Source organism: Salinimonas lutimaris, from assembly GCF_005222225.1.
Taxonomy (GTDB): Bacteria; Pseudomonadota; Gammaproteobacteria; order Enterobacterales; family Alteromonadaceae; genus Alteromonas; species Alteromonas lutimaris.
In genome coordinates this window covers 1,953,552-1,968,600 of the sequence record NZ_CP036536.1, presented here as the reverse complement: position 1 = coordinate 1,968,600, position 15,049 = coordinate 1,953,552, and the positions used below count along the sequence as shown (strand labels likewise).

Here is a 15,049-nt window from a genome sequence, read left to right as displayed (position 1 = left end):
TCACTTTTATTCAGCACCTCTAAAGTAACCGTCACCAGCGTAATAACGCAGACAGTCACTTTATTTGGTTATGCTTTACTGTGTAGTGGATAAAAGGATGTTAAGCGGGTTCGTTTGCTTCGTAGGGGCAGACCTGATTTCGACCATATTTTTTAGACTGATACAGTGCCAAGTCAGAGGCGGCAAATAAGTTATCAAGATTATGGCCGACTTGTCCGGAGTCGCTGACGCCAAAGCTGGCGGAAACTGAGAAGTGATAGCCCGAAATATGAGTGTCTATATCGTGAATCGCCTTACGACACTTTTCAGCAAATACCATCGCGGCATCCACGTTAGAATTGTCCAGCAATACACCAAATTCCTCGCCTCCGATACGGCCCAGATAGTGTTTATTAACGATACATAATGCACTAACCGTATTGACAACTTCGCGCAGTACCCAGTCTCCCACCTGATGCCCGTGGGTATCATTGATACGTTTAAAATGGTCCAGATCAAAAAAGATAAGCGCAACCGGTTTGCCAGAGCTACTGGCATTTTTAAGCAGCTCACGTCCCTTATCGGCAAAAAAGCCCCGGTTATAAACGCCGGTCAGTGCGTCGGTGGTTGCCAGAGTACGCAATCGAGTCTGCAACCGGCGTGTACGAAATGACCAGTACAGCAAAGATACCACGGCTATCACCGCTATAATCAGTGCCATGACCATACTCTGAACCTGCTCCCTGACTAACTTGGATTCTGTTGTCAGCAAAGCATTGCGTTTGTCCAGCAGCTCTATCTGGTTTTCTTTATTACGTAAATCAAAACGTGCCTGCTGTATTGCCAGTGACTGAGCCACCTGCTCATTATGAAAAGAGCTCTCCAGCCGATTCTGACTGACGGTATATTCGTAAGCGGCTTCGAAAGCGTTTTGATCGACGGCGATTTCAGACAGTAACTTATACGCTCTGATAAGAGAGTCTTTGTACTGCTCTTCAGGATCTAAAGAGACCACCTGGCGGGCTAACTGTTCGGCTTCTTCGGTATTCTGCTGCGCGGCCTTGAGTCTGGCATACGCGACCAGAAAACTGCTTCGAAGATAGATAAAATCAACATCATCCACCTTTTTAAGCGCATCTTTGGCAATCACACTGGCTTTACGTAACTCTTTTTCCTGCAGGTAGTACTTAAACAGGTGCACGGTGTTAGAGCTGACAAAGAAAGGTTCATCAGCATCACGGCACAAATTTATGGCAGAGTGAAATGCATTGTCATCCGCTGTTCCTCTTTCAAGATTGATTTCATTGCGCAAGGTGCGGGCAAAACATTTGACGGCCAGTCCGGCGTCTTTGTGGTTCAGAATGCGCGCAGCATAGACCAATGCAATATCGGTTTGCTTTACATTTATGTAAAACAGTAATAATCCTTTATAGGCTTCAGGCTCAACAGTCGGATCGTTGATTTGATCAAGGAGATTGTCCAGCTGATCGGCCAGCTCAAAGCTGGTGCGCCACTCTTTAGCATAGGAGGCAATAGCTAGTGTCGACTGCAGCACCCTCACCCGTAACGGTGATACCGGCATGTCATCCAGTAACCGCAGATACTGGGCCAGAGTGGCTTTAAGATCCCCTTCAAAGGTACTGAGATAGGTTTCAATGTACCGATACCTGAATTGTTCCTGCGCGTCTAAGTCCCCGGTGTCTATCTGTGCTAACAAAGAGGCAGATAGTTGCGGGTCTGCAAGTCGGAATTTATCCGCTTTGTCAAGCTTTGGATGTGCCAGTAAGGGCATACTGAATACAACCAGAAAAGCTGCCAGAAAGTATTGGTACATCTGAATACTATCGCTTTACTGTGGATTTTTCTGTGGTGGGTCAACCGGGTCTGGTTGTCGCTGAGGTTCATTCGGGTCAGTCGGTTCCGCGACAGTCAGCATGGCGTTAATCGCAGCGGCCTGACTTTTTAACTGGTTAATGTCGGCATGCTGGGCCGGGGTCAGGCTGGCGATAGTGACCTGCGGATTTTCCCCCAGTTCAGCCAGTAAATGAATAGTATCTGCATCTGTCATTCTGTTACCTTATTATCGTCGTTATTAAAAGCCTAACATCAGATTACTGTTCTCTATCCTACCGAGAACTGCCACAACAATCGATTAAATTTTATGCGCCGATATTGTTTTGGATCAAACTACCGGCTCCGTCGTTAGTCTACTGAGTTTTTGCATCACCTCTGTATTCACTACCAGGCGAGTAGCCGGCGGAATGATCAACGTGGTTATCTGAGATAATGCAACAGTGGCCAGTTCACACAATGGTATATACTCGGCTCTGACAGAATCGGTCATTAATGTCGGGCACTCATACAGAATCACCTCGTGCTCCGGCCGGTAGTATTCATAAAGCAAGTCAAGCAACACCTGCCTTTCAGACAACGAACTGAACCGTTTAGACACGGACCTGTCGCCGGCCAGGGCAACCTGCCAAAGGACCAGATAACCGGCTGTGTCCACATTACGGCGGTAAAACATAAACTGGCTGGCTTCAAAATGCTGACACCCGTATCTTCCCGGATCGATACCCAGGTCAGCATATAAACAGTCCTCGGCCGAAATCCCCGGCTCCATCGCAGCCTGAAATCCTTCGGCTCTGGCGGCTTTAACCACATTGTGGGGCACCAGCGCAAACACCCCGGGGTGGCCATAAAAAACGCAGGCAACGCGCTTACCTGCCCTGACCTGAGCCATAATAAGTGCTTCCATTTCCCGGTAGGTCTGGCGCCGGTCTTTACCTTCGGCATAACAATGCTGCAATGACCGGACATCATGGTGCATGGTGGCTATCCACTGCTCCATGATCGGATGGCAGCTGCTAAATACCATATCGGCCTGTTGAATATGATTTTTGCAGCGCTGCGACATATGCGCCCCGACAATCATCCCCGCTCCTACGCAGACCACACTTCCCTGTTGCATGATTTTACCACTTTGTTTTCTTTTGATTATGCAAAAATTATCGATAAAACAGAAGTCTGAGTCTTTATTTAAATGACTGCGGGCCTCGGCATACAGCCCATTGAAGGTGACTTATCGCGCTTGCCTGTTAAAATGAGCGCACAAATACAGCGGACTGACTCTCATGAGAAAACATATTTATATCGCTTATACCGGCGGCACGATTGGTATGAAGCCCTCAGCGCAGGGCTACGTGCCGGCGGCCGGGTTTTTAAGCCAGACCCTGAGCAAGATGCCTGAGTTCCACCGTGATGAAATGCCTTTGTTCACCCTGCATGAATATGACAATCTGATTGACTCATCGGACATGAAGCCATCTGACTGGCAGCGCATCGCTGATGATATTGCTGAAAATTATACGCGCTACGATGGATTCATCATTTTGCATGGCACCGACACCATGTCCTATACCGCATCGGCATTGAGCTTTATGCTTGAGGATCTGTCCAAACCTGTCATCGTGACCGGCTCTCAGATTCCGCTGGCGGAGCTGCGCTCAGACGGTCAGGTCAATTTGCTCAACGCTCTGTATATTGCAGCGAACTATCCCATTGCCGAAGTAGGCCTGTTTTTCAATAACCGCCTGCTGCGCGGTAATCGTAGTCGTAAAGTTGATGCCGATGGCTTCAGTGCGTTTGATTCACCGAATTACCCGCCGCTGCTGGAAGCGGGTATTAATATCCGGCTCAATGCCGGCGAACTGGCCAGTGGCAATGACAAACCGCTGGTTGTCAGTCCGGTCACAGCACAGCCTATCGGCCTGGTCAGTCTGTATCCGGGCATTGCACCTGAGGTGATTAAAAATACCCTGCAACAGCCGGTAAATGCACTGATACTGCTAAGCTATGGCGTGGGCAATGCCCCGCAACACCCTCAGTTGCTGGAACAGTTAGCACTGGCCGCACAAAAACAAATTCCGGTGCTTAACTGCACGCAGTGTATGCGCGGCCGGGTGAATATGGGCGGGTATGCCACTGGTCACGGGCTAGCCGCCGTGGGTGTGCTGCCGGGCAGTGATATGACCCCGGAAGCCGCACTGGCCAAACTACATTATTTATTAAGCAAACAACTACCCTTTGAGCAGTTAACCCAACTACTGACTCAGAATCTTCGTGGAGAATTAAGCGACTAACATGACCCAACTCACAGGCAATATCCGAAAAATGCGCGTTGCTGCTGACGCTGAGCACCACCAGGTCAGCTATCACCTACCGATTGGCGAGCAGGAAATTGACATGAACAGCCTGATTGGCCAATCAGTGTCAGTCACCCACACAGGCAACATTCACTGTGTTCACTGTGGCACAAAAACCAAGAAAAGCTTTAATCAGGGCTATTGCTATCGCTGTCTGATCACGCTGGCCCAGTGCGATAGCTGTATCATTAAGCCAGAAAAGTGTCATTATCATGAGGGCACCTGCCGCGAGCCGGAATGGGGTGAAAAACACTGTTTTTCAGAGCATTATGTATATCTTGCTAATACCGGTAACCTGAAAGTCGGAATCACCCGACAAGTCGGCGATACGGTTTCCTCGCGATGGATGGACCAGGGCGCAACCCAGGCTGTAATCATGCTCAAAGTGCCTGACCGGTTAACCAGTGGCGAAGTCGAAACCTTGTGTAAGGCGCATATTGCGGATAAAACAAACTGGCGAGCCATGCTTAAGGGGGCGCCTGATAAAGCAGATCTGGAACAGGCCAGAGATGAATTACTGGCAGCTATCCAGCAGGATTTAGATGCGCTTATAGCGCAAAAAGAATCGGCTGATATTATCCCGGTTAAACAGCAAGCCGTAGATATTCAGTATCCGGTTGAGCAGTACCCGGTGAAGATAAAGTCAATCAACCTGGATAAGACGCCAGCTTTTGAAGGAGTTATTCAGGGCATTAAAGGCCAGTACCTGATGCTCGATGAAGACCGCGTCATTAACCTGCGTAAATACGCAGGTTATGAACTCACCGTGAGCTTTTAAGTCAACTCAGGCGGCTTCCTCGCCGCCTAACTCTCTGGCCAGGTCGTCCAGATCAGACGCCGTATGGTCAAAATCACCATCGGCGTACTGGTATGTCACTTTGACATGATGATCATTTCTACCCAGCTTAACCACCAGCGCCTCGGCATCAAAATACGCGGCTGTATTTAAAAAACGATAAGCAATCTGCTCTGTTTCAAATACATACTCAATATGCACTTTCATGTTCGGCTTCCTCGCTGGCATTGTCATCTAAGCGCGGAAATAAGTGATTAATTACCGCTGTAAAGCGTTGCAACAGCTCCTGTTCTTCTGCCGTCAGCGGACCCGCTGACAACCAGGCCGCTACGACATCATCCAGACTGTCCTGCTCACCCGACTCTAGCCGCGCCATCATCATAGCCAGTTGAATATCCTGACGCTGAGACTGCCAGTCTGAAGGCGTTGGCAAATCAGCCAGTAACTCCAGCTTGGTGGTATACCACTGGCGGTCGCGCTCTGCACTGGCTGTTGCTTTAAAGCCATTTTGATGCTGCCGCTTGAGCTTTGCCCACACCGCACTATCAATCTGCGCCTGCGCACTGCTTTGTGGGTCGGTCCATTGGGTCAGCGCCATCAACAGAGCATGGTAAGCGTCCTGTTGCTGGGCCTGACGCTGTCGGGAATGCAGCCGGGCGATGTCGCTTTCAAGCTGCTGCAGATGCCGCCTGGCTTTCGCCCCGGCCTGCCCGTTCAGCTGGCCGAATTGCTGATGCACCGACTCCAGCGCCACCGCGATCTGTTGGGTATCAGCCGTGTTGAGTGTCTGTCTGACAGTGTTAATCTGGCTGATAACTTCATCGGCCAGTGCCGACTGCTCATTCAGCTGTGTTTCCCGGTTTGCCTTTAAGGCATCAAACAACTGATCGTTGGCCGCTCTGAACGCCTGCCACAGTTTGCTTTCGTGCCGGCGGCCAGCGTGTCCGATAGCTTTCCATTGTTGCTGTAAAGCCTGAGCCTGAGATGAGGCGCCTTGCTTGTCATCGCTGTCGGCCAGCGCCTGAGCCTGCTCCACCAGAGCCTGTTTTTGCTCACGGTTTTGCTGCTGCCAGTCACTGATTACCTCTCTGGCTGGCACCAGCGCCGCTTCCCACTGGGTTTTAAGCGACTCGTATTCGCTTTTTTCCAGATTACCGGCATCGCGCCACTGATTTTTCAGCGCTTCCACCTTGCGTACCAGTACGTCCGGACTATCGCTAAGCTCAAGTCCGGCCGCCTGCTCAATCAGCGACATACGTAACTGACGGGTTTGCTCCCGGCGCTGTTCCTGCTGGGCATAAAATGCCCGGCACGGCGCGAACGCAGCTTCCAGCGCCTCATCAAAGGCCTGGTTCATGGCGCTGTCGTCTGACGGTGCCGTCAGCGTTTGCCACTGCTGACGCAAATCCTTAATACTATCAGCCCGCTGACTAATATTATCCGGTGCTGTCTGGGCCAGTGTTCTGGCCTGTTCCAGCAATTCAGGTTTGCGCGGCGCAGCCAGGTAGCTTTGCCAGCCTTCCAGCCGTTCAATGGTATGCAATGTGTTGTCAAATTTACGTTTTACCTGGCGCTGCTGGCTGTCATCCAGCGACGCATAGGTATTTTGCAACTGAGAAAAACGCGACATAGCACCACGAAATTTGCCCTGACTGATCATATTCTCAATAATATTGATTTGACGTCGGCAGTCTTTAAGGGCTTTATCATCCGCGCTAACTTTACTCTGACGAGCCTGACGGGCTTGTGTAAGAAATTCCTGCCAGCGTGCTTTGAGCGCCTGTGGCATAACAAACAGCTTGTCTTCGATGGCCTTATACTGCGCGGTTAATCCGGCGACATCAGCCCCCTCTTCGCTTTGTCCACTTTGCTCTGCTTCTTCAACCAGCGCCTTTAGTGAAATAATGAGCTGCTGCTGGGCTGAAAAGCCGGCAATCTTTTCCTGTAATCCGGCCAGTGCCTTTTGTGAGGCACTCACTTCACGAGGAATATCCGTCAGATCAGATGCCGTCAGCTTCTTAAGTTCAGTAATGGCTTCATCAAAATCCTCAAGGGTTTTATTTGCCTGTGCCAGTTGATCAGCGTTCACCTGGACCAGATCATGGGCATACAGTGCACTGACCGTTTTCTGGGCAATCTGTTGCGCCACGTTCGCTTCACGGCGGGTCTGGCTGACCTGTTGTTCACGCTGTCGGGCTTCCCACTGAGGCTTTAACCGGGCCAGATGTCGCTCCACCTGACCGGTTAACGTAGCGTACTTTTGTCTGGCCTGCTCGACTGCCTCGTCTTCCAGCCAGACAAAATCCGGCTCAAGTTCTTGATAATCCTGCTGCAGGGCGCTAAAGCGCTGATTTACATCGGCATAATCGGCTTTATCCAGCAACGCTTTAATTTTTGCCAGTACCAGAGTCAGGGCTTTACTCACTGCCGCCGGACGGGTAGCGGCATCGGCCAGCGCCTGCACTTTATCGTCAATACGCCCCACGAGGGTGTCATCGCTTTCGCGTTTACGCAGCTTATCCAGCAAGGCCGGACTTTGCTCACGGTCAATCAGTTGCTGACGCACTTCCTGACTGGCAATACGGGCATAAAACTCCAGCATAAACTCTTCACGGTTCAGTTTATCCAGCAGCGTCACGGTTAACAGCGTATCCAGATTCACATCCGGCTGCATCAGCGCTGCTCTAACCAGCTCCGTGTTGGCCGACTCGCTCAGGTAATCCTGTCTTTCGCGCACTGACAAACGTTTATCCTCGGGATTAAGTACCGCCTGTTCAATTTGCCGTGAGGCATTGCGACGAACTTTTTCATGTCCGCTGGTTTGCGCCGCTTTTTGCCACAGCGCAAAAGAATTGAGTTTTTGCAGCGCTGCCAGAGTCACCTCGGCGCTGCTGTCATTAAAGGCCAGCTCATGCAGTACAGCTTTGTCCTGCGCTTTGTCAGCCGACAATTTGGCAATAGCAGCGATCCGCGTTTGCGGATCCTTGCTGGTATGTGATGGAGCAAAAAAACGTTTAAATATCATCCTGCTTAAACCGCGCTATCTCTTCTTCGTACGGTGAATTTTCTTTCAGTGCCTGCTGAAATTCGCGCTTACTTTTATGCACGATTTCGCCTTTTGCATTCACTGTCATATGCTCTGTCGATTTTTCGATCTTTGCCTGATACAGCAATACAGCCTGCATACAGCTTTCCTGTTGCTCCGGGCTCAGTGGTGTCCCGTCCAGCCACTTACCAGTCTCTACCGACTGGCGTAACCGCTCGTAGACTTCAGGGGTCATGGCGTCAAGAAGGGCGTCTATATTCATGATGAGAACCGTTTGAGGATCAGTAACCGTACCCGGTTAACGATGTACCAGATGAAACCTACCAGGGTCGCCAACATCGCCAGGTTATATTGCAGATCACCCTTACCGGCACCGCCCCAGTACATAAAACCGAAACCGGCTACAAATAACAGCATGGCCAGCATGGACTGGTTTTGAATACTATGCCGTTTTTTAAACTTATTTAACTGCTGTTTACGCAGCACATCTTCTGATGAAGCTTCACTCATCGCAAAGCCGCAATGCTGGCAGCTGGTTGTTTTATCTGAAATCTTTTTGTTACAAGACGGGCAATCTATCAGCGCCATAACGTCTCCACGTAAAATTAAAAAAGAGATGTACCTGGTGCATTTTACTTTACTACCACATACAAAAAAGCGTGCCGCGTAAACCCACATCCTGTTTACGCAGACACGCATTTTAGCAGGCTACTTATTTACTGTTAAATTTACTCCAGTAATTATTCACCGTCTGCTTCATTTCCTTACTGAGCATTAATATACCAAACAGATTAGGCAGAGTCATAATTACAATGGCAACAGCAGACAATGCCCACACCAGAGTGGTGTCTGAAAACGATGCCCACACAAAACCGGCCACGTATAATACGCGATATGGCATCACTGAGCGAGGCCCGGCCAGATAAGTCATGGCGCGGTCTCCATAATAAGACCACGCAATGGCGGTGGAAAAAGCAAACATCATCAGACCCACCGAAACAATATACTGGCCCCAGTTCCCAAAAAAGCCACGGGTAAAGGCGATGGTGGTCAGGGCGGCAGAATGTACCAGTGATTTACCATGCACTTCCAGGTTTTGCTTAAGCGGTTTACCATTTTCAATTTTCAGGGTACCGGTGTACGGGTCTTCATCGTTGATTGAATATACCACATCTTCGGCCACTGAACGGGCGTTGATAAGGGTAAAGCCACCCGTGGTTGCCGTACCGTTCACCACATTAATCGTACCGCTGAACGGTTCAATCACATGACCATCGATATCATTAAGATAATTATACAGCTTCTTAATATCTTCCTGTTTGTTGTCATCGTACTCGCCCTGCACAAAATACATATCTGAACGGTCGAAATGATTTTCGTGTTTTTCTTTCCACACACCGGAAGATAAGATCACCAGACCGGTCACAGTACAAATCAAAATGGTGTCAATGAACGGTTCAAGCAGCGACACCATGCCTTCTGAAGCGGGCTCTTTGGTTTTTGCAGCAGCGTGAGCAATAGGCGCAGAACCCTGGCCGGCTTCGTTAGAAAACAGACCTCGGTTAACCCCTTTATTAAACGCATACGCCAGCGAGGCACCCAAGAAGCCACCCGCTGCGGCCGAGCCGGAGAAAGCATCAGAAAAAATGGAGGCAAACGACGGACCGATGTTCTCCAGATTGGCAAAGATAACCGCCAGCGCACCTATCAGGTACACCGCTGCCATAATGGGCACAATCCGCGCGGTAAACGCCGCAATTCGCTGAATACCACCCAGAATGACCATGGCCAGGAAAATACCCAGTACACTACCTACATAAACCGGTTCAAAGCCAAAAGTCGCTTCGATACTTTGCGCAATACCATTACTTTGCGGCAGGTTACCGGTACCAAAAGAACTGATAACGGTAGCCACCGCAAAAGCCACCGCCAGCCACTTCATATTCAGGCGGCGGTCCATATAATACATAGGGCCACCGGCCATTGTCCCGTCTTCGGTCTGGACCCGGTATTTGTGTGAGAGCGTCACCTCTACAAATTTGGTTGTCATACCAAAAAACGCAGTGGCCCACATCCAGAACAGTGCTGCCGGACCACCCAGATACAACGCAAAGGCCACACCACTGATATTACCCGTTCCCACAGTGCCTGACAGGGCTGTGGTCAACGCGCGAAAGTGGGTGGTATCGCCTGGCTCATCATCTTTGTCAAACTTACCAAAGACCACTTTCCAGGCATGAGAGAAATAACGAATCTGGGGAAACCCCAGATAAATCGTAAAAAACAAACCCACACCCAGCAGTGCGAACGGAAACCATCCGGCACTGCCAAGCATGCCATCCAATGACACCAGAAAATTATATAACCCTTCCAATTCGGGACCCCTTCAATACTTGTTGTGTTGTTATTGTTGTGCGCGTTTTCTTATTATCTTAACTGTGGTGCAACCGCGCGAATGGCGACCAGCAGATCTTCACCCAGCTGGCGGCAGCGTGGGACAGACCAGCCAAAGGCTGTGTCTGGTAAATCAGCATTATCTTTAAACGGCATTTCAAAGGTATAAGCCAGGCATTCAAATCGCTGGCCTACGGCATTGGATGCCACGGTCAGGTTGGCTTCACCCGGCTTATCTTTTGGATAACCGAATTCATCCTGAAACTCGGGTGTAGCGGTCAGCAGAGCCTGCTTGAAAGTCTCTTCCAGATGTTTAAGACGTTCGTCATAAGCCGGAATCCCTTCGCTACCTGCCACAAAGTTATATGGCAGTGCTTCATCGCCATGCAGATCAAGATACATATCCACACCAATCTCATCCATAGCGTTAAGTACATACAACACTTCAGGGCTTTTCTCAGCGGTTGGCTGCGCCCATTCACGGTTCAGATTAGTGCCTACAGCGTTGGTACGTAAGTGACCACGGGCGGCACCGTCGGGGTTCATATTGGGAATGATATAAAATACAGCATCATTAAGCAGGCTTCTGGCCAGTCCGTCATCTTCATCTAACAGGCGATACAACAGGCCTTCTGCACACCACTGTGCCATGGTTTCCCCCGGATGCTGGCGTGCAGTCACCCAGATTTTTTTCTTTTCAGGTGCAGGTTCGCCCACCACCAGCATCGACATGTCCCGGCCATCCAGGGTCTGGCCCAGTAAGTAGTGCTGACAATCCAGATACATTTGCGCATCACTAATCAGGTCCAGATGACGTTCGTAGCTGTAAGGAATAAAGTAAGCAAAATAGACCGACGGATGCTCTGGCGTAAATTCAAAAGACAGATTGTCACCGTCAAATTGACTCTCTACCCGGAACCATTCCTGTCGGTCATACGATGCCAGTACATTGTAGTCCTGCCAGCCATCAGGGTAAGCTGATTTAGCCAGCTCGGTAATGGTAATGTTGTGTGATTCAAACGGGTCGGTTGCCAGACGAAAATGAAACCACTGATAAAAGTCAGAACCATTGTCTTTATTGATACCCAGGACAATGTTGTCGGGGGTTTCGGCGTTGATAACACGGATGTTCCCACTGTCAAAGTGACTGGAAATATGCATAACTGTCGTTTCCTCGTATGAGTTTGCGGGCTAATTTAGCATACTGTGTTTATTTAATACCATGCCTTGACCCAACTTGCTGGACTGACAAGCATGAATCATCTGCGATATTGTTAACAAAGACTGACAATTGTTTGAAAAACCATCGAAAAGATGTTTATTCTGTTTGTTCTTCGCCGATTTGAGCAGAAGATGTTTTTGACTCAGGTACATCCGGTCCCGGTGTTGCCAGCCAGGTACGTACCCGCAGTCCGGCCGATGAGGAATATCCCAGCGCCCGGTCAATCATGTTGAATTGTTCATCCAGCAGATAATAAGACGGGTAGCCCTGCACCTGATAATTTGACTTAAGCTGCTCGTTGCCCAGATACACCGGCTTATCCACGCCAATGTCGCTTAAAAACTCATTAACCTGACCAACACTGTCATAATCCAGGGCAATCCTGAATACCTGAAAGCGTTTGGTATCCACCACATCTACATTTTTCATGCTCAGCCGGCACACTTCACACCAGGGGGCAAAAAAGTAAATCAGGGTACGTTTACCGGGCTGAGAGGAAATACGGTATGGTTCGCCATTAAGGGTTTTGACCAGCGTAATGGAGGGAGCAGCATCACCGTCGGTCGACAGCATGCCACGCATTTGCCACTGACTGATGCCGTAAATGACCAGACAGATGACGGTAATATCACGAATCCAGCGCACTAATGAACGCCGGTACCAGGGCCGAGATTTTCTTGTATGCATGTTATTATCATCCCTTGAGCACAGTGCGCGTAAAACCGTTTCGCGCTTTTTCAAAGGTACATAAAAAACAGCACTGAATCTACAATGCTGTTGTGTTATTTACCCTTAACTGCCTAGCGCGCTGGTAATGTGGGAAAGGCCAGACCAGCCATGTCACGCAGCACACGCATGACCTGACAGCTATAGCCAAACTCATTGTCATACCAGACATATAAGGTAGCGCGGTTGTCAGAAACAATGGTAGCCTGCGAGTCAATCACTGCGGCGGCACGGCTGCCAACCAGGTCGGTAGACACAATTTCTTTACTGGCTGTGTAATCAATCTGATGCTGCAAATCAGAAAACAGCGCCGTATCACGCAAAAACTCGTTCATCTGTAAACGGTCCACCGGCTTTTCAAGATTCAGGTTTAAAATGGCCAGCGACACATTGGGTGTCGGTACCCGAATCGCATTACCGGTCAGTTTACCGCCCAGTTTCGGGTAGGCTTTGGCTACCGCTTTGGCTGCGCCGGTTTCGGTAATCACCATGTTAAGCGGCGCACTGCGGCCACGACGATCCCCTTTATGATAGTTATCAATCAGGTTCTGGTCATTGGTATATGAGTGAACAGTTTCCACATGCCCATTGGTAATACCATACTCTTCGTCCAGCGCTTTTAGCACCGGCGTAATGGCGTTGGTGGTACAGCTGGCTGCCGACAAAATAGTGTCCTGCGCAGTGACCTGGTCGCTGTTCACGCCATGTACAATATTTTTAATATTGCCTTTGCCCGGCGCGGTCAGAATCACCTTTTGTGTGCCTTTAGCTTTTAAATGCAGCCCCAGCCCTTCCTCGTCACGCCAGATACCCGTATTATCCACCACCAGCGCATCGTTAATACCATACTGGGTATAGTCGACCTCATCGGGACTATTGGCATAAATCACCTGAATAAACGCCCCATTGGCTTTTAGCGCCTGACGCTCGTGGTCCACCGTAATGCTGCCGTTAAACGGGCCGTGCACCGAGTCACGACGTAGCAGGCTGGCGCGTTTCTCCAGATCGCCGTCACGCCCCCCACGCACCACAATGGCGCGCAATCGTAGCTTGTTATTCATGCCCTGGCGTTCAATCAGCAAACGGGCCATCAGCCGGCCTATACGGCCAAAACCATACAGCACCACATCCCGGGGCTGCTGCGCATCTTTCTGGTCAATCACAGCGTCTAGCTGCTGTCTGAGATAGGCATCCAGATCGGTTTTGTCGACCGCAGAGCCATAATGAAAATCAAATGCCAGCTTACCAATATCAATCTGGGCCGGTGCCATCTGATATTTACTCAGCGCTTCAAGAATCGGCCAGCTTTCACGCAAGCGGAGCTTAATGCCTTCGTGCAGGCGAACTTTACGATGCGCCTTGATCACGTCAATGGCACTGGCATTCAGTAAAGGACGGCCATATACGGAAATCTCTACGGCGAACTGTCGATACAGTCGCCCGATCAGAGGTAACATCATTTCCGCGTATTCCTGACGCTCCTGCCAGCTGTTTTGCAATTCCTGTTCAAACTGTTGATTCATGCCTTTGCCTTCATCGACTAAAATTTTACGAAAAGCGTCCTGACTGACATATTATGTAGGGTACACTTAAGATGAGTGAGTTAGCTTGTCTGTCATGGACGAAAGTATTTTAATCAGTTCCACAAGGATGACCAAATTGTCGATTAATTACAGAAAGTTAGTCGTTGACGGCCAAAAGCTGTCAATGTTTTGTAAATTTTCCACATTTAGACATATCGCACTTGGCCTGCTCGCCCTGATAGGGACAAGCGGCTGCGGGGAGTTATTTAAGCCCAGTATTGCCAGTATCTGTGAAGAACACCCGGCGATGTGCTCTGATTTAAATCCGGATGCCTGGTGCCGGGCTGAAAAAGCCGACCTTATCCGTCACCGTTTTACACACCAGAACGGCATCACCACCGGGCGTCAGAAATATGAGCGCCTGCTGCTCCTGGAGCACTACCAGGCCTGTATTGTCAAAGCCGCGCAAATCCGGCATATCAAGCACCGCGAAAAAGAGGCCGGACGAATGCAGGGCGTATTGACAGCCCAGGACCGGCTGAAAAAGCTTAAATGGCGGACCCGCAACGACAACGACCCGTACCTGAGCTATTACCACTGGTCACGATTTAACGACGACGCTGCATTACAGCGCTTTTTGGCATTTGCCAAAGCTGGTGCTCTGGATCATGACCCTGCCCTGCTTATCGCGCTGGCTGCGATACAAGCAAAGCACAGTACACAGCAAACCCGTGAGACTTTATATAAAGCCTTGTCGCTCTATTCCTCAGATGATGACATTGATAAAGAAGTGTTTATTACCCTGACTACACTGGCCATAGACGAACAGCAATACGGGCAGGCCTACCTGTGGGCGCTGGTAGCCCATCACTACGATGGTAAGATTAATATAAACCAGTATAAAGCCATGGCGAAGGGTCATGCGATTGCCGCTGGTAAACTGGAAGATAAAGCCGATGCCGTCATAGACGCCCTGGGTGACGGGGAATTTGATGCCGGTCAGTTACGGCTTGATGAGGTCTGACCATAGTCTGATTATGTAACTTATTTTCATCAAAAAGTATGAAAAAAGTCTGCAATTAATAAAAAAAAAGCGCCGCGGGTAATCCGGGCGCTTATTTTATTTTTGCAGCGTTTGTTTTTTAACCAGAAGTGAAG

Annotated in this window: 14 protein-coding genes; 3 read left to right on the top strand and 11 right to left on the bottom strand. The window is 49.6% G+C overall.

Features of this window, described 5'->3' with window-relative positions; genetic code table 11:
* Window positions 1-100: 100 nt before the first annotated feature.
* The 3 genes from EZV72_RS08425 to EZV72_RS08415 form a co-directional block, all read right to left on the bottom strand.
* Complete coding sequence (locus tag EZV72_RS08425; RefSeq protein WP_137166830.1) at window positions 101-1,813, bottom strand: GGDEF domain-containing protein; 1,713 nt, start codon at window positions 1,811-1,813, stop codon at window positions 101-103.
* Window positions 1,814-1,828: 15 nt separating this feature from the next.
* On the bottom strand, window positions 1,829-2,047 hold the full coding sequence (locus EZV72_RS08420) for a hypothetical protein (protein WP_137166829.1): 219 nt from the start codon (window positions 2,045-2,047) through the stop codon (window positions 1,829-1,831).
* Between the two features lie 114 nt (window positions 2,048-2,161).
* Entirely contained in the window at window positions 2,162-2,950 is a 789-nt protein-coding gene (locus EZV72_RS08415) for an SAM-dependent methyltransferase (RefSeq protein ID WP_137166828.1), read from the bottom strand.
* Window positions 2,951-3,113: 163 nt separating this feature from the next.
* Between EZV72_RS08415 and ansA the strand changes: the two genes are divergently transcribed.
* Both ansA and EZV72_RS08405 read left to right on the top strand, forming a co-directional pair.
* Complete coding sequence (gene ansA, locus EZV72_RS08410) at window positions 3,114-4,121, top strand: asparaginase (RefSeq protein WP_137166827.1); 1,008 nt, start codon at window positions 3,114-3,116, stop codon at window positions 4,119-4,121.
* Between the two features lies 1 nt (window position 4,122).
* On the top strand, window positions 4,123-4,962 hold the full coding sequence (locus tag EZV72_RS08405; protein ID WP_137166826.1) for a DUF2797 domain-containing protein: 840 nt from the start codon (window positions 4,123-4,125) through the stop codon (window positions 4,960-4,962).
* A gap of 6 nt (window positions 4,963-4,968) precedes the next feature.
* Here the strand turns inward: EZV72_RS08405 and EZV72_RS08400 are convergent, their stop codons facing one another.
* The 8 genes from EZV72_RS08400 to EZV72_RS08365 all read right to left on the bottom strand — a co-directional run bounded on the left by EZV72_RS08400 (window position 4,969) and on the right by EZV72_RS08365 (window position 13,891).
* Window positions 4,969-5,187, bottom strand: coding sequence for a hypothetical protein (locus tag EZV72_RS08400; protein WP_137166825.1), 219 nt, complete (start codon window positions 5,185-5,187; stop codon window positions 4,969-4,971).
* Window positions 5,171-8,005 carry a DUF349 domain-containing protein gene (locus EZV72_RS08395; RefSeq protein ID WP_137166824.1) on the bottom strand — a complete coding sequence of 945 codons (2,835 nt, stop codon included), beginning with the start codon at window positions 8,003-8,005 and terminating at the stop codon, window positions 5,171-5,173. The genes EZV72_RS08400 and EZV72_RS08395 overlap by 17 nt, the downstream gene beginning before the upstream one ends.
* On the bottom strand, window positions 7,995-8,288 hold the full coding sequence (locus EZV72_RS08390) for a YeaC family protein (protein ID WP_137166823.1): 294 nt from the start codon (window positions 8,286-8,288) through the stop codon (window positions 7,995-7,997). The genes EZV72_RS08395 and EZV72_RS08390 overlap by 11 nt, the downstream gene beginning before the upstream one ends.
* Window positions 8,285-8,614 carry a zinc ribbon domain-containing protein gene (locus EZV72_RS08385; RefSeq protein WP_137166822.1) on the bottom strand — a complete coding sequence of 110 codons (330 nt, stop codon included), beginning with the start codon at window positions 8,612-8,614 and terminating at the stop codon, window positions 8,285-8,287. The genes EZV72_RS08390 and EZV72_RS08385 overlap by 4 nt, the downstream gene beginning before the upstream one ends.
* A 124-nt stretch (window positions 8,615-8,738) precedes the next feature.
* Entirely contained in the window at window positions 8,739-10,400 is a 1,662-nt protein-coding gene (locus EZV72_RS08380; protein ID WP_137166821.1) for an alanine/glycine:cation symporter family protein, read from the bottom strand.
* 53 nt (window positions 10,401-10,453) lie between these two features.
* Complete coding sequence (locus EZV72_RS08375; protein WP_137166820.1) at window positions 10,454-11,581, bottom strand: M14 family metallopeptidase; 1,128 nt, start codon at window positions 11,579-11,581, stop codon at window positions 10,454-10,456.
* 157 nt (window positions 11,582-11,738) lie between these two features.
* Window positions 11,739-12,329, bottom strand: coding sequence for a TlpA family protein disulfide reductase (locus EZV72_RS08370; protein WP_137166819.1), 591 nt, complete (start codon window positions 12,327-12,329; stop codon window positions 11,739-11,741).
* 113 nt (window positions 12,330-12,442) lie between these two features.
* Window positions 12,443-13,891: a glyceraldehyde-3-phosphate dehydrogenase gene (locus EZV72_RS08365; RefSeq protein ID WP_137166818.1), complete on the bottom strand. Its 1,449-nt coding sequence runs from the start codon at window positions 13,889-13,891 to the stop codon at window positions 12,443-12,445.
* Window positions 13,892-14,075: 184 nt separating this feature from the next.
* Between EZV72_RS08365 and EZV72_RS08360 the strand changes: the two genes are divergently transcribed.
* Window positions 14,076-14,915 carry a DUF2989 domain-containing protein gene (locus EZV72_RS08360; protein WP_175405075.1) on the top strand — a complete coding sequence of 280 codons (840 nt, stop codon included), beginning with the start codon at window positions 14,076-14,078 and terminating at the stop codon, window positions 14,913-14,915.
* Window positions 14,916-15,049 lie beyond the last annotated feature (134 nt).